At 45.2% G+C, this 18,924-nt stretch carries 22 protein-coding genes and 1 other annotated feature; all 22 genes read right to left on the bottom strand.

The genetic code is table 11. The features are described 5' to 3' along the window. Positions 1–59: 59 nt before the first annotated feature. The 22 genes from MKX60_RS10220 to MKX60_RS10115 all read right to left on the bottom strand — a co-directional run bounded on the left by MKX60_RS10220 (position 60) and on the right by MKX60_RS10115 (position 18,819). Entirely contained in the window at positions 60–1,346 is a 1,287-nt protein-coding gene (locus tag MKX60_RS10220; RefSeq protein ID WP_149646000.1) for a homoserine dehydrogenase, read from the bottom strand. Between the two features lie 36 nt (positions 1,347–1,382). Then, positions 1,383–1,820, bottom strand: a complete 438-nt coding sequence (locus tag MKX60_RS10215; RefSeq protein ID WP_042130552.1) for an ACT domain-containing protein — start codon at positions 1,818–1,820, stop codon at positions 1,383–1,385. A gap of 158 nt (positions 1,821–1,978) precedes the next feature. Continuing rightward, positions 1,979–3,340, bottom strand: coding sequence for a hypothetical protein (locus MKX60_RS10210; RefSeq protein ID WP_076286500.1), 1,362 nt, complete (start codon positions 3,338–3,340; stop codon positions 1,979–1,981). A 54-nt stretch (positions 3,341–3,394) separates the two neighbouring features. Beyond that, positions 3,395–4,165, bottom strand: coding sequence for a zinc ribbon domain-containing protein (locus MKX60_RS10205; protein ID WP_076286499.1), 771 nt, complete (start codon positions 4,163–4,165; stop codon positions 3,395–3,397). A gap of 14 nt (positions 4,166–4,179) precedes the next feature. Continuing rightward, positions 4,180–4,926: a hypothetical protein gene (locus tag MKX60_RS10200; protein WP_341059711.1), complete on the bottom strand. Its 747-nt coding sequence runs from the start codon at positions 4,924–4,926 to the stop codon at positions 4,180–4,182. A gap of 11 nt (positions 4,927–4,937) precedes the next feature. Further along, positions 4,938–6,257 (bottom strand): SPFH domain-containing protein, encoded by a 1,320-nt coding sequence (locus tag MKX60_RS10195; protein ID WP_042191160.1) that lies wholly within the window; start codon positions 6,255–6,257, stop codon positions 4,938–4,940. Positions 6,258–6,469: 212 nt separating this feature from the next. Next, positions 6,470–7,780 (bottom strand): GTPase ObgE, encoded by a 1,311-nt coding sequence (obgE, locus tag MKX60_RS10190; protein WP_341059710.1) that lies wholly within the window; start codon positions 7,778–7,780, stop codon positions 6,470–6,472. A gap of 15 nt (positions 7,781–7,795) precedes the next feature. Further along, positions 7,796–8,536, bottom strand: coding sequence for a Spo0B domain-containing protein (locus MKX60_RS10185; protein WP_076300740.1), 741 nt, complete (start codon positions 8,534–8,536; stop codon positions 7,796–7,798). A 280-nt stretch (positions 8,537–8,816) separates the two neighbouring features. Beyond that, entirely contained in the window at positions 8,817–9,128 is a 312-nt protein-coding gene (rpmA, locus tag MKX60_RS10180) for a 50S ribosomal protein L27 (RefSeq protein WP_042130564.1), read from the bottom strand. Between the two features lie 17 nt (positions 9,129–9,145). After that, complete coding sequence (locus tag MKX60_RS10175; RefSeq protein ID WP_042191166.1) at positions 9,146–9,481, bottom strand: ribosomal-processing cysteine protease Prp; 336 nt, start codon at positions 9,479–9,481, stop codon at positions 9,146–9,148. Between the two features lie 12 nt (positions 9,482–9,493). Next, positions 9,494–9,805, bottom strand: a complete 312-nt coding sequence (gene rplU, locus MKX60_RS10170) for a 50S ribosomal protein L21 (protein ID WP_042130566.1) — start codon at positions 9,803–9,805, stop codon at positions 9,494–9,496. A gap of 14 nt (positions 9,806–9,819) precedes the next feature. After that, positions 9,820–9,905 (bottom strand) — a sequence feature (ribosomal protein L21 leader region). A gap of 62 nt (positions 9,906–9,967) precedes the next feature. After that, complete coding sequence (locus MKX60_RS10165; protein WP_042194404.1) at positions 9,968–11,209, bottom strand: Rne/Rng family ribonuclease; 1,242 nt, start codon at positions 11,207–11,209, stop codon at positions 9,968–9,970. Between the two features lie 58 nt (positions 11,210–11,267). Further along, the gene (locus MKX60_RS10160) at positions 11,268–12,110 is read right to left on the bottom strand and encodes a M50 family metallopeptidase (RefSeq protein ID WP_076300739.1); all 843 of its coding nucleotides are present in this window, start codon (positions 12,108–12,110) and stop codon (positions 11,268–11,270) included. Further along, positions 12,103–12,966 (bottom strand): M23 family metallopeptidase, encoded by an 864-nt coding sequence (locus tag MKX60_RS10155; protein WP_042191169.1) that lies wholly within the window; start codon positions 12,964–12,966, stop codon positions 12,103–12,105. The genes MKX60_RS10160 and MKX60_RS10155 overlap by 8 nt, the downstream gene beginning before the upstream one ends. A 177-nt stretch (positions 12,967–13,143) precedes the next feature. After that, the gene (gene minD / locus MKX60_RS10150) at positions 13,144–13,938 is read right to left on the bottom strand and encodes a septum site-determining protein MinD (protein ID WP_042130573.1); all 795 of its coding nucleotides are present in this window, start codon (positions 13,936–13,938) and stop codon (positions 13,144–13,146) included. Positions 13,939–13,943: 5 nt separating this feature from the next. Further along, entirely contained in the window at positions 13,944–14,603 is a 660-nt protein-coding gene (gene minC / locus MKX60_RS10145) for a septum site-determining protein MinC (protein WP_042191171.1), read from the bottom strand. 80 nt (positions 14,604–14,683) lie between these two features. Next, positions 14,684–15,214 carry a rod shape-determining protein MreD gene (gene mreD / locus MKX60_RS10140; RefSeq protein WP_081383060.1) on the bottom strand — a complete coding sequence of 177 codons (531 nt, stop codon included), beginning with the start codon at positions 15,212–15,214 and terminating at the stop codon, positions 14,684–14,686. Next, on the bottom strand, positions 15,214–16,092 hold the full coding sequence (gene mreC, locus MKX60_RS10135; RefSeq protein ID WP_042191173.1) for a rod shape-determining protein MreC: 879 nt from the start codon (positions 16,090–16,092) through the stop codon (positions 15,214–15,216). Before mreC ends, mreD begins: the two co-directional genes overlap by 1 nt. Before the next feature lie 62 nt (positions 16,093–16,154). Then, positions 16,155–17,189, bottom strand: a complete 1,035-nt coding sequence (locus MKX60_RS10130; RefSeq protein WP_042191174.1) for a rod shape-determining protein — start codon at positions 17,187–17,189, stop codon at positions 16,155–16,157. Between the two features lie 39 nt (positions 17,190–17,228). After that, on the bottom strand, positions 17,229–17,918 hold the full coding sequence (radC, locus tag MKX60_RS10125) for a RadC family protein (RefSeq protein ID WP_042191176.1): 690 nt from the start codon (positions 17,916–17,918) through the stop codon (positions 17,229–17,231). 24 nt (positions 17,919–17,942) lie between these two features. Beyond that, positions 17,943–18,539 (bottom strand): Maf family protein, encoded by a 597-nt coding sequence (locus tag MKX60_RS10120; protein ID WP_042191178.1) that lies wholly within the window; start codon positions 18,537–18,539, stop codon positions 17,943–17,945. A 34-nt stretch (positions 18,540–18,573) separates the two neighbouring features. Continuing rightward, positions 18,574–18,819, bottom strand: coding sequence for a DUF4321 domain-containing protein (locus MKX60_RS10115; protein ID WP_042191180.1), 246 nt, complete (start codon positions 18,817–18,819; stop codon positions 18,574–18,576). Between the last annotated feature and the right edge of the window lie 105 nt (positions 18,820–18,924).

The raw sequence follows: 18,924 nt of genomic DNA, 5'->3' as shown, positions 1-18,924 counted from the left end.
AACAGGTGCAATCTCCTTACTCATTGTTTAAATATAGAAAGTATAGTCCATCTACAGTGCTAACCTTCCACACGATAATGACTCTTGATCCGGTGGATGACTTTCAGTTCCTTAAAGTGGCGCAGCACTTTATTCATACTTGCTTTGCTGGCGTTATGGGTAACAATAATAATCTCCGCATCAGGATTATTTGGATTGGCTTGCTGAACTACCGAATCAAGACTCACGTCATACTCGGCAAACACCTGAGTAATCTTGGCCAATACGCCTGCTTTATCATCAACGTGTAAAAGTAGGAAGTTTTTATAAAAGATATCCTCATCACTCTTAAGCTTCTTCTGCTTATAAGGTACTTTTTGCTTCAATCCATTAACGCCCAGCTTGAGGTTCTTAATAATGGCTACCAAGTCAGCTACTACCGAAGTTGCCGTTGGCATTGCACCCGCGCCCGCACCATAGAACATTGTCTCTCCTACTGCCTCACCATACACATAAACTGCATTGAAGACACCATTTACAGATGCAAGTGGGTGACTTGCTCGAATCAAGGTCGGTTGAACACTGATACTGAATTCCTCATCCTGACGTTCAGCAATGCCTAGCAGCTTGATTTCGTATCCGAGACGCTTTGCAAAGGCAATATCGGCTTTACTCACTTCTGAAATCCCGCTCACACTGACGTCATGTAGCTCCACGTTAGTACGGAAGCCTAGGGTCCCGAGAATCGCCATTTTGCGGGCAGCATCCAGACCTTCAACATCGGAAGTTGGATCAGCCTCTGCATATCCTAAATCCTGCGCTTCTTTTAACACATCATTGTAGGATGCGCCTTCTTGGCTCATTTTGGTTAGTATGTAATTAGTTGTTCCATTCACAATACCTATAATCTTCATGATCTTATCTGAAGAAAAGCCTTCGATAAGCGTCCGAATAATCGGAATACCACCTGCAACACTAGCCTCATAAAAGACATCACATTGTTTCTCTTGCGCCTTAGCCAGAATCTCCGAACCGTGCAGCGCCATCAAGTCCTTATTCGCAGTTACGACATGTTTACCACGGTCCAAAGCTTCAAGAATATATTCCTTTGTTCCATCGATACCACCCATCACTTCAACGATTACATCGATCTCAGGGTCACGAATAACATCCCATGGATCTGTTGTTATTTTAGCAGGGTCGACCTCAATATCACGGAGCTTATTGGAATTATTCACCGCTATGCGCTCAATGAGTATTGGAGAGCCTACTTGACTGCTCAAATCCTCCTGATTTCCTTCCACGATACGAACTACACCTGTACCAACTGTTCCCAGACCCAGCAATCCTACTTTAACCGGCTTCATCAGTATCCTCCTAAAAGTTTTACGTATATAATTTCTCTATCCCTGTCCAACGATTAGGGCGCGCTTCACTCCCGGAATATTCTTCAGACTATCAAGCATCTCTCCGAGCTCCTCATTCAAATGTGAGATTTCCACGGAAATCACCACATTCGCTCGTCCTTGTAGCGGAATACTCTGGTGAATCGTCAGCACGTTAGCCCCATGCCCCGCCACAGATCCTAGAACCTTGGAGAGCATCCCCGATTCATGTTCCAAATCCATGGAGATCGTAACAATTCGCTCACGTTCGAGCTGATGGATCAGGTGAATGCCATCCTTGTATTTATAAAAAGCGCTCCGGCTTAATCCTACCTGTTCTACACCCTCATGTACGGTCTTCGCATCCCCGGCCTCAAGCAATTGTTTGACCTGCATAGTCTTAAGTACGGCATCAGGTAATATGTCCTCACGGACCAAATAATAGCGTTCTTTCACGAACGTCCTCACCTCAAAGACTTTTGTGTTTTCTTAGTGGACATTATATCGGAAAAGACTTATAAAATGCAATAACTTTATATGTATACTCTGAGGCCAGGGAGTACGGTGCAGCAAAACCCCCGGATTCCCGGGGGCAGCAGGCAATCGTATGTACACTAACTGTATGGAATCGTCGTCCCGCAATAGTCACAGATTTTATCCTGCCCAGGAAGTACTCTACTCTTAGCACCGCAACTCGAACAAACGATGGATTTCGGCAGTTGGACAGGTGGCTTAGGCCTATTCTCCGGTAATGACTGCCGCCCAGATGATGGCTGGTTCTCTGATGCCGCGGAGGGCTGTGCCCGGTCAGGATGCACAAGATTGGGCGGTTGTTTATCTAAGAGCTTAACACGTCCTTCATAATAGACAAGATCAGAAGCAAGTAACCCCCATCTCACCAAATACCGTAGGTCTCTACGTACATCATCTTCACTTTGTTTCGTGATATCAGCTAAATTACCAATATGTCTAACATCATCCACTATGATCAGCATGAGATACTTCTTGCACAGAAAATCAAAGTTTTCTGTTGCGAAGGTAGCCCTCCCTGCAAAGCTGTCCGCCGGAATTATAAAGATCAAGTAGAGGACCACCAGAATGATCAATAAAGTGAACCACTTAAAATCCCCTTTGTAGGTCCCCACGGCGAAGAGGACGGCAAGTTCCATAAAAGCTCCCATACATACATGATAGAGCAATTTGTAGTTAAATGATTTCCGCTCATTCTTATAATGAGTGCTTACAAAACGAAGCATCGCAAGTACAAACCCAAGCGGAGCAAACAAATAGGCAATCGCCATGATGATTCGATCAAACACTGTCCGGTCTCGCTTGTTACGGTAGCGAAGGTTATTCTCAGGCGCACGCACCAGTGCTTGTGCCCGTTTGGAATAAATAAGCTTCGGCGGCAATTTTACAAATGGATTGTCTACACGTCCTTCATAATAAACAATATCTGGAGAAAGTACTCCCTGATCTTTTAAATATTCCAAAACCTCGCGGACGTTCTCTTCACTGAATCCGCGAATATCGGATAGGCTGCCGATATGCCTTATGCCGTCCACAAGAACCAAAGCGATATAGTCATTGCAAAGATAGGTGAATCCCTCTCTCCATCCTACGGCCCTAACCGACAATTTGATGGCGGGAACCCTAAACAATGCGTAGATAATCACCAGCCTGATCAAGAGTGCAATATAATCGATTTGACCGAGTAGCTTGCTAATAATGAAATAGATCGCCAATTCTACAAAGGCACCCATACACGCATGATAAAACAGGTTAATATTGCTTGCTTTGCGCTGTCTCTTGGAATGTGTAGATAATAACCGAATGGCAGCCAATATAAAGCCAACCGGAGCAAATACATACGCAAACACAATAGTCGTATAATCAAACGCCGTCCGCTCATATTCGTGCTTATATATCGGTTTGCCTGTTGTTGGTGGCTGCCTTCGTATATCCAATTTACTCATCTTCTATCTCCCCTAGTTAAGTTATATCTACAATGCTCAGGGAGAACCTTGGCATTAACTATACGATATCATCGTGCCACAGTATTCACAGCTCTTTGACTGACTAGGCTGAACCGTGTTCTGTGCTCCGCAGCCCGGACAACGGATGGACTTAGGCAGCAGCGGTGAGGACTGCGGTTGAGAATGAATCTGCTGTCCCGAAGCTTGGGCTCCGAAGCCTGAAGTCCTTTCAGGATGTACAAGATTAGGTGCTGCCATGGATGGATCTGGCGTCTGACGCCCCTCGGAAAGTACAATATCAATATCCAATAATCCTTTATTCTTTAGATACTGGACATCTCTCCGTACATCGCTATCGCTTTGACCTATCCGTTCAGATATACTGCCGACATATCGGATATTTTTATTTTGAATCAGCTCTATATAAGAAGTGTTAAGCTTAGAAAGTGTATATTTAGCTTTTGCTGTCACACTCGCAAGAATAAGTGCCGGAATCAAAAATATGACTGCAAGGAAAATCTGGATCGTTAATAATTCGGAAGTTCCAGTGTTTCCACTCATGGTATCTACAAACATTGCAATAGAGAGTTCAACAAATCCTCCGATAAATACATGCATGATCAGATTTAGATTGGTGGGTCTCCGATGATTTTTATAATGGGTTAGCATCAAACGTAACAATGCAAGAACGAGTCCAATGGGTGTGAATAGATAAGCCGCTGCAAGAATGACATAATCAAACCCAGTCCGGTCTAATTTAATCAGAGGAACCGCTGCACTCCCCGCTGGGGTCGGTGACGGCTCTTGTATGTTCAATCTGTTCATGTAGTTATTTCCTCCTATTTAAGTGCCGCTAATTCCCGATTTCGCCGCTCTAGTGTAGCTTTAATACTATCGGCCATTTCGTTGATTTCAGCTTGCCAGTTCTCATGTGGCTCATTTGTCATGAGCAGAAGCTTCACATGATCATGCAACAGGGAGATCTGCTGATGCATGATATCCTCAGTAGCATATAAAGATGGATCTGATACAGGCTCACTGAACTTGAATTGATCTCGTAACTTATTGAGCACTTTTACAAGCTGTTCAGTTTCAGGATTCTTCCAGCTGCTTGCCAGCGTACTGATCTCGTTTATTTCACTCTGATGCTGCCGAAAAGCTTGCAAGGACCTCTGCATTTGCTGTTCTTCTGTTCCGGCATTCCATCCATAAATCCCGATCACAGCCAGTGTGATTCCACCAATCAAAAGAATCAGCAATTGAACGGCAGCATACCACAGAGGGGACAACTCCAGTAGCCAATCGAAGACAATAGCCGATGCGAATACTCCAACCGCATAAATCCCCGTGATGAATGCACCGCTGAGAAGAACGGGTGAGGTCCGCTGCACACTACCTGCAGTACGGAGCCAAAAAATACAATAGCCATACACCACACTCTCCGCCAGCAGAACAGCGACTAGCGAAATCACGAATCGAAATAGTGATTCAGAGAAGCCTAACCCTATAAAGGAGAACACCGTTAGTATTATAGCAGCCACATAAATAATGGTGATGATACGAATATAGCTTTTGCCCTTGTTCATAACGTCCTCCTTCAGCCTGCTTTTGTTCCACACTCTGCACAAAATTTCTGTCCAGGCTTCAGCTCATGCCCACAACCTCCGCATTTAATAACCAAGCTATCTCCACAGTGAGGACAGAATTTCACCCCTGGTGATACCATTTCTCCACATTTACCACAGGCTTTAGGCATTTCTTTTCCACAAGAGACACAGGAAGATGCACCCTCAGGATTATCTGCTCCACAGGTTGGACAAGCACGATAAGGATTGCCACAACCAGGACAGAACTTGGCTCCTGCTTTCAATTCATGTCCACATTCCAAACAATTGATCTTGTTTCCGGACGATGCGCTTTGCTGAATGCTCTCCAGAGCATGCCCACAGCCACTGCAGAACCTTCCCTCAACAGAATTCATAACCCCACACTTCGAACAGGAGCGCTCTTGGCGCACAACTGTAGTCCCTGAATCAAAACTCATCCCTCGGGTCATACGATTCACCATATCCATAGCCGGTCCAGCGAATCCCATACCAAGTCCAAGCCCCATCCCGGTGTTCATCATGCCTACTCCAAGATTACCTGGATTACCTGCTGCTTTTTCCATCGTGTTAAAGCCGCGCTCCTGCTGATAGTTGAAGCCGATAATATCCATTTCTGCTTTTTTAGCTAAAGCTTCCTTTAATCGAATCGTTGCCGGATCATCATCAGGAATATTAATGGAATCAATATAGAAATTATTCAGCTCAAGTCCATTATCCAGAAAAGTTGATGCTAGCCGCCCCTGGATATGCTTTGAGATCTCTGCAACATAGGCATTAATCTCCAGTATACTGATTTGCTTATGTACAAGGTAGGATGAGATCAGTTCATTTATATTTGACATAAGCAAGCCGCGGAAATAATTCACGAGCGTATCGTGATCAAACTGAGGAAGCGTTCCAACAAGCTGCAACAAAAATTTGCGCGGATTATCAACCTTTACACCAAACTGTCCGAAGGAACGAACAGAAATCATAATTTTGTATTTAGGATCCTGGAGTTGTAAAGGTGCGCTGGTTCCCCATTTAACATTCATCGAATTGGTCTTGTTCACATACCATACTTCTGCTGTGAACGGCGACTTCCCACCGAAAGGAAGATTAACGATATTAGATAAAATAGGAATATTGGCGGTGCTCAGGGTGTGCCGCCCTGCCGTAAAGGAATCAAGCGCTTGTCCGCCCTTGAATAGGATCGCTTCCTGAGATTCATTAACGATTAGCTGAGTCCATGTCCCTAGCTCTTGGTTAGGATATTTCCATGCGAAAATCCCCGGAGGACCGTCGTACTTCACCACTTCTATAATTGCCATCTGCTATTCCCTCTTTCATCATCTATGATATATGAATAACGTATGCGTTCCCGGATGGGAAATTGTGTATTTCGATATTAATTGTATACGATATATATCGTGATTTGGGTTCTTTTCACGAAAAAAATATACTCGATAAGGAAATAAAAAAAGCGCGGCTTGTGTCTTCCTCTACAGGAGAACACAAGTCGCGCTTTGTAATCAGCTAAATATTAATAGTAACTGCTATTCTCTACGAACTCGAATTCGAACTCACCAATACGGACAATAGTCCCCTCTACAGCTCCACGTTTACGAAGCTCTGCATCTACACCCATATGTCGCAAAGTCCGGGCGAGCTTTAGAATCGCATCATGTGTGCTAAGCTGCATACGTTTCAACATTTTCTCGATACGAGGGCTGTTGACCACATATGTTTCATTATCACGTGTAATGGTGAACGAGTTATTATCTTCCGCTTCTAGCTTATAAACCTTACGTTCAGTTGTTCCTGATACTTCTTCAACTACCGGTGCCACCGGAATACTATCAAGAATATCCGTTGCACGATATAACAGTTCCTGAACACCCTGACGGGTAAGCGAGGAGATTGGCATAACCTCAAGATCCGGACGCAGCTCAGCTACGCGTTCTCGGAAAGCGATGAGATTCTCCTCTGACTCTGGCATATCCATTTTATTCGCGGCCACGATCTGAGGACGATCAATTAGAGTCGCATTGTATTGCTTCAGCTCGTCATTAATGAGAACCCAATCCTCGAAGGGATCACGCCCCTCTGAACCAGACATGTCCACTACGTGAATAATGATCCGTGTACGTTCAACGTGACGCAGGAATTCATGACCAAGCCCTATGCCTTCACTAGCTCCCTCAATTAATCCTGGCAGATCCGCCATTACAAAGCTTCGTCCATCCCCAACATCTACTACACCTAAGTTCGGTGTAATCGTAGTGAAATGGTATGCACCAATCTTTGGTTGAGCTGCGGATACGACCGACAGTAGCGTAGATTTGCCCACACTCGGGAAGCCTACAAGTCCCACATCAGCCATAACCTTAAGTTCCATAACAATATACCGCTCTTGACCTTCTTCGCCGTTCTCTGCTAGCTCTGGAGCCTTATTAGCTGCTGTTGCAAAACGAGCATTCCCACGACCCCCACGACCCCCACGGGCAACAACAACTTGCTGACCATGACGAGTCAAATCGGCGATGATCTCTTGAGTATCATCGTCAATTAATATGGTTCCAGGTGGAATCCGCACGATCATATGATCAGCGTTCGCCCCATGCTGACTTCTGTTACGTCCTTTAATCCCTTTGTCCGCTTTAAAATGGCGTTGATAACGGAAATCCATCAGCGTACGCAAGCCCTCATCTACGCGGAAGATAACGTCGCCACCACGGCCACCGTCACCACCTGCTGGACCACCATCCGGTACATACTTTTCCCGGCGAAACGCAACGATACCATCCCCGCCGTCTCCGCCCTTAACATAAATCTTAGCTTTATCTACGAACATTAATGTTCACCTTCCTCACATTTCAAGCGGCAAACGCAGCTCTACATAAGCCTTGCTGGGCTTAAACTGCTCCGCTTTCATGATTTTCCCTTGTACTATATTATAAATTTGCCCTTTGAGCTGCTCGGGATTGCCATGCTCTCCCTCACCTTCGAAGGAGATAAGAATGTCTCCTCCATCCTGAATAAAGCCAAGACGCAGCTTGCGCGTTTCACCCTGAGGAGCCAGTCCGTTATATTGATAAGCTCGTACGGTCTGCATGATCACTGAAGTCAGCTCATCTCCTGCTTCCCGGTTTAGCTTCTCCTCCAGTTGCAATCCTTCCTCCACTTGAACTTCCAGTTCCAGACTAGTCCGGTAAGTTCGGAAAGATTGGATATAGAAGACCAATGAAGGAATGCCCAGCTTAGCGATACGACTATCAAGCGCTATGCGTTCCTTTATTCTTTCCACACACTCCACGGATTTATCAGGCTTTCCAAGCTGAATATATCCGTAAAGAATCTGCAAATCATTCATCCAATCATGACGATGATGATTCAGTGTCCGAATCGCCGCCTGTTGCAGAGTGTTCTCTTGTATACGCAGTTCCCGTTCCCAATGACGCTGATTCCAAATCAAACTGAAAGCAACCGTTGCTGCTACCCAAATTCCAAGCAACAGACACGTCAAAAGGGAGGTATGCCAATACACGAGTCCTAAAGGAAGCATTACGGATAACATGACTGCCCAGATTGCACTTTTCCAGGATTTCATTCTTTCTCCCCGTCCCTCAGTTCGCAAAATTCATGACTTCGTTTAGATTATTACCCTCATCAATTACCATTTCCTAGTATAACACAGCAGTTCCCTGTAGTTCACCAGAGATAACCGTGAGATTTCACATATGTCTAAGGATGTTTATGTTTTCTTAAAACTCTGAAGGTCTACATTTCTAAAGTGCTCAAAGGTATCCACATACGCTTCTGAATATTCTACAAAAAAGCCTCCGGCACTCATGCCGGAGGCTTCTACATGCAAATATGGTTCCGTAAGCTTACGCTTCCAGTGCCGCTGCTACCGGAGCGACATCAACTGGGTATACGCTCACTTTTTTGCGATCGCGGCCCCAACGTTCGAACTTCACTACGCCATCCACCAATGCGAACAACGTATCATCTTTACCGATGCCTACGTTAGTGCCTGGGTGAATTTTTGTTCCGCGTTGACGAACCAAGATGTTACCGCCGGTTACTGCTTGACCGTCAGCACGTTTCACGCCAAGACGTTTGGAATGGGAATCCCGTCCGTTTTTTGTGGAACCTACACCTTTTTTCGATGCGAACAATTGAAGATTCAATTTCAACATGTTGTCAACCTCCTTCTTTAAATATTTACTTGCTCTATTTGAAGATACTTTCCGTATGATTCTGCGATATCATTTAGCATCACGACCATGGATTCAAGCAGCAATTGCACCTTCGCGGAAGTATCGAAATCATCAATGGAACCTAATGTTCCACTTAGGAATCCGTTCTTCATGGATGTATCCATGGAGATTCCGGTCAAAGTCTCAATCGAATTGACGGTTCCAACCGTTACGGCCGAAACACCGGCACATACGATATCTTCGCCACGCTTTGCATAACCCGCGTGCCCTTTTACCTCAAAGCCAACGATAGTTCCTAGATCCGAAGATCGTGTAATCCGTACGTTAATCATTCACGCACCTTCTTACGCTTGAATCTTCTCGATAGTTACTTTCGTGTACGGTTGACGATGGCCTTGTTTCTTGTGGTAGTTCTTCTTAGGTTTGTATTTGTAAACTACAACCTTAGCGCCTTTACCATGTTTCTCGACTTTAGCTGTTACAGACGCGCCGCTTACGAGCGGAGTTCCTGCAGTCAGACCACCTTCGTTAGAAACAGCCAATACACGGTCAAAAGTTACACTTGCGCCGTCTTCAGCTTCCAACTTCTCAATGAACAAAACATCGCCCTCTTGGACTTTGTATTGTTTACCGCCAGTTTCGATAATTGCATACATTTTACTTGCACCTCCTCATGTCTCAGACTCGCCTAGTCTAGGTGGCAGATTCCCGTGGGAACTGCGCTTATGTACCCGATCGGAGCGGTTACAGCATGTGCAGGACCGAATCAATCAAACACATACTTGAAGATATTATCATACTTATCGCCCATCGTCAACTCATTCCATCCATTCTCCAACTTTCCCAGTCCCTCCGCAGCACTGACAAAGGATAGGTGCGAAGCTGGCTGAATCATGTCTTGCCTTCTTCCGGGTCATCTCGAGGAGTCCAAGTCTTGTCCAACCGAGAATATGGGTTTTGGTTCGATCCTTGCAGATCACTTTCTCCAGCCGCTCGGTAACCATTTTACGGTGTATTTCTTCTTCCATATCAATAAAATCAACAATAATAATTCCGCCCGTATCTCGCAAACGGATCAGACGACCAATCTCCTCTGCTGCAAGCAAATTAGTATTCGTCACCGTTTCTTCAAGGGATGCTCCTCCAATGTATTGCGCAGTGTTCACGTCAATAACGGTGAGCGCCTCCGTCTCATCCCAGATCATTGTCGCTCCGCCCTCCAGCGTGATCTTGCGACTGAAGCTCTTGTGCAGCTGTTCCTGTACCCCATAAGCTGTAAAAATGGACTCCGGTCCATTATATAAACTCACAGGCTTGTACCCATCAGGTGCCATGTCATCCAGAAATGCCTTGGCTTCTTTAACTGCAACTGGAGAATCTATAATCAACTGATCACGCTGTGGATTAAAAGCATCTCTTATAAAACGCTGAACAATACTAAGATCACGATGAAGTAGAGCTGGGGCTTCTGCAGTTTGTGCCCGACGTGTAATGTTATCCCATTGCGCACGTAAAAATGAAAGATCACCCTCCACTGCTTCATGCGGCTCATCCTGAGAGACGGTCCGCATAATAACCCCCTCTTCTTTCATTCGCAGACGTTCACCAATTCCTTTGAGCCGGCTACGTTCTGCATCGCGACTTATTTTTTTGGATACCCCAACATAATCGGCAAAAGGCATGTACACCATCCAGCGACCGGGCAATGTATAATGGGTCGTTACACGCGCACCTTTGCCGCCACTAGGCTCTTTTCTTACTTGTACAACAATATCCTGACCCGGCTGCAAAAGCGTCTCGATAGAAGGCTTCACATCCGGCTGTCTATCCAAATGAGGGTGCAATACATCATCAACATATAAAAAAGCATTCTTCTTCTGTCCAATGTCAACAAAAGCAGCCTGCATACCTGGAAGTACGTTAATCACACGGCCTTTATAATAACTTCCGACCAACCCTTGCTGCTGATCGCGTTCAGCCGCGTACTCCACAAGCCTTCCGTTCTCCAGAAGAGCCATTCGGGTAATGTGCTGCGTGCAGTGAACGATCATCTGTTTCATGGCTTCACCTCTGGTTTCGTTCATTCATTCATCCCTTCTCACGCTCTGCATAAATACACTACATTCCGAAGTAGGTAGATATTAAGCGCTGTTCCGGCACAACAGCAACAACATTTCCTTCGCCGTTTAATACATAGATAAAATGATATTGATTACGTTTAAATAGACGCAATATAGCATCTAAAGGTTTCGCAGATAAGGCAACAATTGGACGAGCCACACTTCCTGTCCGCAAATGATACTCATAAACCGCCTCCCTATTCATCAAAAAAGCAACAAATCGGTACGGTAAATTCCGATGATCCGTGAGATTTGAATACAATAAAAAAGCACCGATCATAACCATGTTCAGCCTCAAGCCTCCACCTGCTCCAAGAGGCAATAGCGCATAAACAATCACAAAAATGCTTGCAGCAACACTCACTCGTCCGCTCCATAGCAAAGTATAGTAATAAGGAAGAAATAAACTAACTGTAGCCTGAAGTACTTTGCCTCCGTCAAGTGGCAGAACAGGCAAAAGATTAAAGAGCGCAATGATGGCATTAGCATTTATAAAATAGACTAAAAATTCCTGATTACCATAACCTGCTTGCTGAAGCCCAAGAGCCATAACAATCATGATGCCATTTTGCAGCGGACCGGCAAGTGCAATACCAATCTCACGACTAGCGGTGAGCCGCCCATGATCCTCAATAACCGCAACTCCGCCAAACGGAAGAAGCTGAACCGATTTGACTGTAACACCAACTAAAAGGGCAGCCACCACATGTCCTATTTCATGAATGAGGACGATCGTAAATAAAGTTAGCAACTCCAGAAATTGTCCTGTGAGTACAGAGAACAACATAATGATTACGAACAATGGATGTAGTGACAGATCGATCCCTAAGATCCTAATCAAACGATACCACTTCTGTAGGATCAATATAAGTCTTGTCTTTCATCACTGCAAAGAATAGCGTTGGAGCTGAGGAGCCCTCTTTCTCCAGCATCCACCCGAGTTCATCTCCACTCTGAATCCAGTCATCAATCTCCAGCTTAGTGCCATTTAAATGTCCGTATTCTGCTGTGATTCCTCCAGAATGTTGAACTGCAATTCGAATGCCACCGTCCAATTCTTTGGAAATGGAAAGAACACGTCCCATGTCTATACTCTTCACCGTCACATTTGAGGTTGAATCGATTTGAGGCATAATTTCTACACCTTTTAGCGTGGAGGCAAAGGGCTCCACAATGCTTCCAGCTACCGGAGCACTAAGCTCATGTTGAGCTGCTGCCTTTTGAGCAGGTTCGTCTTTGTCACCAAATATCGGTATGAACGCCGGTGCACCATTAAAATTCTCCTCATACCAGACCCGCACTGCTGTGAAATCCATGTCATTACTCAAGGCATCACTAATAAAGGCTTGGACTTTATAGGACCATGGCTGGTGAACTGTAAAAACTCCCCACACCGCTCCAAACACAAGCACACTGGCTATAACCCGTCGAATAAAACCGGAAGAAAATTTAGAACCTCCTCCTCCTGGTTCCTCCCAGCCACCCCGTCTCTCTTTCCACATCACTTCCGGATCAGGCTCTATAGATGATTGCTCCTCATTTTTCTTAAACCCCGTACCCCACTCCTTGAAGCTCGTACTCTTTTCGGGCATAACGAATAACGGAGGCACCTCTGCTGTTTCTATATTCGGGATTTCCTCCAGCAAACTACGAATACGCTCCTTGCGGCGATTCTTGATATCTGATTTGAGATCCATGTTTATCCCTCCGGACGGGCTTGTTTTACTTCCATTTTATGAAGCACGGAAGTCTCTTTAGAACAAGCCCACCCAAGGTGGAGCACTTAAATACCACTAAATAAATAAATCCCACCCATAGATTTCTCTAGTGGTGGGACCGTCAATGCTTCTATAGTAAGATTGCTTGGTGCAGAATTAAGCCATACCGAAAAATTTCTTAAACTTCTTAAATGCTCCCGGTTTCCGATCAAGCTGCATTAGCGGCACAGCATCACCTAAAATTCTACGAGCAATATTGCGGTAGGCAATAGCTGCTGACGAATCGGGATTCATAACTGTAGGCTCTCCACTATTTGCGGCCTTAATGACCAGTTCATCATCCGGAACAATTCCGATAAGATCAATATTCAACACCTGTAAAATATCCTCAATATCAAGCATATCCCCAGACTTCACAAGACCTGGGCGAATACGATTTACCACCAGCTTTGGCGATTCCACATGTGACTGCTCAAGCAGTCCGATAATACGATCCGCATCCCGCACAGCAGCATGCTCTGGTGTGGTAACCACGATCGCTTTATCCGCACCGGCAATCGCATTGCGGAAGCCATGTTCAATCCCTGCTGGACAATCAATCAAAATATATTCATATTCCTTCTTCAGTTCGAGAATAATATCTTTTACTTGTTCAGGAGTGACGGACGTTTTATCCTTCGTTTGAGCTGCGGGCAACATATACAACTCATCAAAGCGTTTGTCTTTAACGAGTGCTTGATTTAGGCGACAACGACCCTCCGCTACATCCACAAGATCATAAATAATACGATTCTCAAGCCCCATTACTACATCCAGATTACGCAGTCCAATGTCGGTATCGACGAGACATACTTTTTTACCCTGCAGTGCAAGTGCGGTTCCAATATTGGCTGTTGTGGTTGTTTTGCCAACTCCGCCTTTGCCCGAGGTTACGACTATCGCTTCTCCCATGGAGGCTACACCCCTTTAAACACATTTAAATCCTGACGTACTTTGACTAAATTATGAATTTTATCGATTTGCATAGCTCCGTTCGTTAAATATGCAAACTCCATACTGCTTTCTCGGGTTTCCCACTCATCGGGAGGACGACTGATAATATCAGCAATTCGCAGTTGTGTCGGAGACATTAATGAAGCAGCGATAATCGCCTCTTCATTTCCATCTACTCCAGCATGCGCCATACCTCTAAGTGATCCTAGAATATAGATATCGCCTGAACAGGTAATAGTTCCTCCTGGGTTCACATCCCCCAGATATAAAAGATTTCCATCATGGTGCAGCACCTGACCGGAACGAAGAATCCCGCTCATAAGAAACAACGCGTCATTATCCTCACTGCCGGGCACTGGAAGCGCCTCTATGGAACGAATCAGTAGATTTCCCTGTCCCTTCAGAATCTCCAGCACAGCTTCCTTATCTTCCTCAGTTACGGGACGATTGCCCAGCTTAATATCTACATGGACAATCGGTCCAGTCAAAATATTTTGATGGCTGTGCTCCAGCTTATAGCGAAGCTCGCTCAGAAGATCTTCGAAGGGACACTTGTCGTCTAGCAGGAATATCAGGCCATCCTTGATGCCCTTAATCCTTACATGCTTGGATTTTACTGTCATATGCCTGGCCCCCTATCCTCATTCATTCGTGCCGGGCCCCTTAAATTCCTGCTTTATTAAGAAAGAAAATAGAAGCTTCTTTATGCCGCTTCTTCCGTACTCTTCTCTTTCTTGATCAGCTCAAGCTGGCGTCGTAACGGTATGTAGAGGATCAGAGCAATAGCAAAATGAAAGAGCATCGTTGGTAGCATATGATTCAAAATAGCCCAGCTATAAGGCTCCTGATTGAGATTGAATACACTATAAATACCAAATAACACACTATCCTCTAGCAAGCTTCCGAGCAGAATCACAGTCATCATAAGAGGCAGTGGCGCACGCGGAATCTGAAACAGAAGGCCGATTAAATAAGCCGACAGACCCATCGCAAAAGAATGTGCTCCTAGAATTCTGCCATAAAAAACGACATCATGTAATAGTCCGAAAGTTAGGCCCAGTATAAGCGCTGTATGACGATGATGATATACAGCCACGAACAATAGCACAACGAACACTAGATTCGGAATAATTCGCATCTGCCATACATCTGGAATCAGCCAAGGCAGAATGGTTCCCTCCAGAATGAACAAGAGGAACAGTAACAGAACAAGAACAGATCTGCGCATATTCACTATTCAGCACGCTCCTCCGTAAAAACAACAATCAGCTGCTTCCAGTCTTGAAATTCTGCTGAAGGCTTAATCACTGCTGTGGAGGTTAATCCAAATTCACCAACCTCAACGCTTTCAACGGTACCGATGGTCAATCCTCGCGGATACAATCCCCCAATACCAGAAGAAACGATAACATCCTTCGGCGCAATAGGATCACCTGGCGGGATCTTGTTCATCAATAACTTGTTTGTCTTCGGATCATAGCTTTCAATCATACCAAAGGTTTTGCCCTCTTTGTTAATAGCGGTTGCCGCAATTGGCGGCTGAGAATTAGGGTCATTCGTATCCATCATGGTCATCAGCTTCACCGTAGAGGTGAAATTGCTGACTTGACTAATAACACCCACCAAACCATCCACCGAAATCACAGACATATTTGGTCGAACGCCATCTTTAGCACCTAAATCGATTACAATCGTACTATTGCTTGGTTCTGTTGTCTGACTAACCACCTGCGCAATATGATATTGATATTTATACAATTCCTCCTGAGCTTTCGTGAACTTCAACTGTTCCTTTAACTGCTCATTTTCTACCTGAATGAAATTGTATTGCGCTTTATCACGTGCATATTGGGCGGCTAGAATCTTCAGCTGCTCATTTTCCTTAGAAAGATCTTTCAGATTTCCGATATCTTCAAACAAGCCCGCTACATATCCAGCGGGCTTGTAGAACATTTTTTGCACGAAACCAGTAGTATCTCTAAGAAAGTTCTCCGGCCAGGACAAGGAACTCCTTGATGCCAAGCTGAAGCCCATCACCACAATGAACAGCACCAGTGTAATCAACAGAATAAACAGACGTTTATTGCTTAAGAGTTTAAACAGTTTCAACACCCTCTAACAACAGTATTTCTCCCATAACAGGGGTTGACGTACACAAGTGGCAATACATAGGCTTATCTCTTAGAGCGAAGACTGGAACTGCTGCGACTCTTGAACAAATGGATATTATCAAGCGCCTTTCCTGTTCCAATCGCTACACAATCCAAAGGGTTCTCAGCGACAATAACTGGCATTCCAGTTTCACGCGCAAGCAGTTTATCCAAGTTACGAAGCAAGGCGCCTCCACCTGTCAAGACAATCCCGCGATCCATAATATCTGCTGCGAGCTCCGGTGGACATTTTTCCAAAGTTACTTTAACAGCTTCAATAATAGAACTCACTGTATCGGACAATGCTTCACAGATCTCATCAGAAGTAATTGTAAGCGTCTTTGGCAGGCCTGTAACGAGATCGCGTCCGCGAATTTCCATAGTCTCAGCTTTCTCAAGTGGCAAGGCAGAACCTACGTCCATTTTAAGCTGTTCCGAAGTACGTTCACCAATCATCAGATTGTACTGACGTTTGATGTACTGAATGATGGACTCATCCGCTTCATCACCCGCAACACGTACGGAACGACTAGTAACAATACCGCCGAGCGAAATTACAGCAACTTCAGTAGTACCTCCGCCGATATCAACAACCATACTTCCTGTTGGCTCCCATACCGGTAGATCTGCACCAATCGCTGCAGCAAAAGGTTCCTCGATAATGTAAGCTTCGCGAGCACCAGCTTGTCTAGTAGCATCTTCTACGGCACGTTGCTCTACAGCAGTAATGCCGGATGGTACGCAGACCATTACATTAGGGTGACGTTGGAACATAGAACGTTGTTTCTGTGCTTGACGAATAAAATATTTTATCATCGTAGCCGTTGTGTCAAAATCAGCGATAACGCCATCCTTCATCGGACGGATCGCACGAATGTTTCCCGGTGTACGACCGATCATCTTTTTAGCGGATTCACCCACGGCTTCAATCGTCTTAGTGTCAGTGTTAATGGCTACAACGGAAGGCTCTCTTACAACGATCCCCTTACCGCGTACATAGACAAGCGTATTCGCTGTCCCCAAGTCAATTCCTAAATCTTTCGTAAAACTACCCAACATGCTAATTCTCCTTTTCCTAAGTAAATCTTCACATTTATATTACATGTGTCCTTTTTCTTTCAAGCTTACAAAGCTGCTATCACCGATAATTAGATGATCTAACACGTCAATCCCGACAATCTCGCCTGCCTGAAGCAGTCTTGAGGTCAAGGAGATATCCTCAGGACTAGGCGTTGGATCACCACTAGGATGATTATGTGCGCATATGATAGAGGCACTACTACATTTTATAGCTGCTCGGAATACCTCACGAGGATGAACAATCGAAGCATTAAGACTGCCCATAGACAACGTTTCTTGTCCTATCACATGATTCTTCGTATTCAGAAACAAGCAGACAAAATGCTCCTTCTGCAGATAACGCAATTGCTCAGTCAGTATCTCCGCAGCGTCCTCAGGACAACGGATAATGACTGGCATGTTAAACCTGGAGTTCGCAAGGCGCCTTCCAAGTTCGATGCCTGCTTTTAGTTGCACGGCCTTGGCAGGGCCGATACCTTTGATTTCGGTCAGTTCTTCGATGCTAAGGTCAACTAGCCCACGCAGGCCACCGATTTTCCCCAGCATCTGCTGTGCAATATGAATAGCCGATTCACGGCGTGTTCCCGTACGCAGCAGAATGGCTAACAACTCCGCTTGACTTAATGATTCCGCCCCATAATGCATCATGCGCTCTCTTGGTCGTTCTTCATGGGGGAGGTCCCGCAGCATTACTGATTGCGACTCCATCCCTATCCCTCTTTCCCAAGCTTCCTACCGGTTCAATACAGTTATACCGAACTCGGACAGCATTTCGCCAAGAAGCGACAGCGGCAATCCGACAACATTGAAATAACAGCCTTCAATTCGTTCCACCAAGGTGGAGCCAAGCCCTTGTATCGCATAAGAGCCAGCCTTATCAGCGGGCTCTCCCGTAGCTATATAAGCAATAATTTCATTCTCCGTCATTGCTCTCATCGTTACGGAAGTAACACGGTGCTCCACTATAGTCTTTCCATGCGGAAGTCCAATACAGGCTACACCCGTGTATACCTTATGATTCCGGCCCTGAAGTCTGGTAAGCATCGATTTACTGTCCAGCTCGTCCACCGGTTTGCCTAGCACAGTGTTATCTAGTACAACAATCGTATCACTACCAATAATTACTGCGTTACGCTCTCCTGCTGCAGCCACTACAGCCTCTGCTTTTCGCAGAGCCAAACTGCGCACGATTTGCTCCGGCGTAAAGTCCGGTGGTGTGCTTTCATCAGCTTCGCTGGTAATGACCTCAAAAGGCAAGCCCAGTAAAGACAAAAGCTCTCGTCGACGCGGTGAACCTGAGGCTAAAATAATGTGTTGTGAGTTGTCCACGTTGTAAACGTCCCTTCTTGATCAGTAACGAGAGTTACAGTCTTCGGTACAGCCATACAGCTGTAATAATACCGACGAGACTTAGCATGCACAATTTCAAATGAATAGTGATGTCATAGGTTATGATGTCCAAATCGGCTCGCGGAGACCACTTAAGCACAGTCGATGTTGTTAGAAAAGAAAGAGCCTTTACCGGCTGCAGTAGCTTGGCGATCCAGGCTCCAGCCAGCCAGCCTAGAATTAGAAATAACAGCAGTGTTCCTACATTTTTCTTCTTCATCTCAGTCTTCCCTCGCCATTTTTTGACACCCTAATTATTATACGGTGAAATTGTGATCAATACAAACGTAAAATCCCTTACGGTAATGTTTACCACCATTTGCAC

It is taken from the genome of Paenibacillus sp. FSL R5-0914 (assembly GCF_038004525.1).
GTDB lineage: Bacteria > Bacillota > Bacilli > Paenibacillales > Paenibacillaceae > Paenibacillus_AQ.
This window is presented reverse-complemented; position numbering and strand designations above follow the sequence as displayed.

Excerpts from the sequence above, each read along its gene's own strand:
- MKX60_RS10220 (WP_149646000.1), bottom strand. The coding sequence starts at position 1,346 with ATGAAGCCGGTTAAAGTAGGATTGCTGGGTCTGGGAACAGTTGGTACA.
- MKX60_RS10210 (WP_076286500.1), bottom strand. The coding sequence starts at position 3,340 with ATGAGTAAATTGGATATACGAAGGCAGCCACCAACAACAGGCAAACCG.
- MKX60_RS10205 (WP_076286499.1), bottom strand. The coding sequence starts at position 4,165 with ATGAACAGATTGAACATACAAGAGCCGTCACCGACCCCAGCGGGGAGT.
- MKX60_RS10200 (WP_341059711.1), bottom strand. The coding sequence starts at position 4,926 with ATGAACAAGGGCAAAAGCTATATTCGTATCATCACCATTATTTATGTG.
- MKX60_RS10195 (WP_042191160.1), bottom strand. The coding sequence starts at position 6,257 with ATGGCAATTATAGAAGTGGTGAAGTACGACGGTCCTCCGGGGATTTTC.
- obgE (WP_341059710.1), bottom strand. The coding sequence starts at position 7,780 with ATGTTCGTAGATAAAGCTAAGATTTATGTTAAGGGCGGAGACGGCGGG.
- MKX60_RS10185 (WP_076300740.1), bottom strand. The coding sequence starts at position 8,536 with ATGAAATCCTGGAAAAGTGCAATCTGGGCAGTCATGTTATCCGTAATG.
- rpmA (WP_042130564.1), bottom strand. The coding sequence starts at position 9,128 with ATGTTGAAATTGAATCTTCAATTGTTCGCATCGAAAAAAGGTGTAGGT.
- MKX60_RS10175 (WP_042191166.1), bottom strand. The coding sequence starts at position 9,481 with ATGATTAACGTACGGATTACACGATCTTCGGATCTAGGAACTATCGTT.
- rplU (WP_042130566.1), bottom strand. The coding sequence starts at position 9,805 with ATGTATGCAATTATCGAAACTGGCGGTAAACAATACAAAGTCCAAGAG.
- MKX60_RS10165 (WP_042194404.1), bottom strand. The coding sequence starts at position 11,209 with ATGAAACAGATGATCGTTCACTGCACGCAGCACATTACCCGAATGGCT.
- MKX60_RS10155 (WP_042191169.1), bottom strand. The coding sequence starts at position 12,966 with ATGGATCTCAAATCAGATATCAAGAATCGCCGCAAGGAGCGTATTCGT.
- minD (WP_042130573.1), bottom strand. The coding sequence starts at position 13,938 with ATGGGAGAAGCGATAGTCGTAACCTCGGGCAAAGGCGGAGTTGGCAAA.
- minC (WP_042191171.1), bottom strand. The coding sequence starts at position 14,603 with ATGACAGTAAAATCCAAGCATGTAAGGATTAAGGGCATCAAGGATGGC.
- MKX60_RS10130 (WP_042191174.1), bottom strand. The coding sequence starts at position 17,189 with ATGTTGGGTAGTTTTACGAAAGATTTAGGAATTGACTTGGGGACAGCG.
- radC (WP_042191176.1), bottom strand. The coding sequence starts at position 17,918 with ATGGAGTCGCAATCAGTAATGCTGCGGGACCTCCCCCATGAAGAACGA.
- MKX60_RS10115 (WP_042191180.1), bottom strand. The coding sequence starts at position 18,819 with ATGAAGAAGAAAAATGTAGGAACACTGCTGTTATTTCTAATTCTAGGC.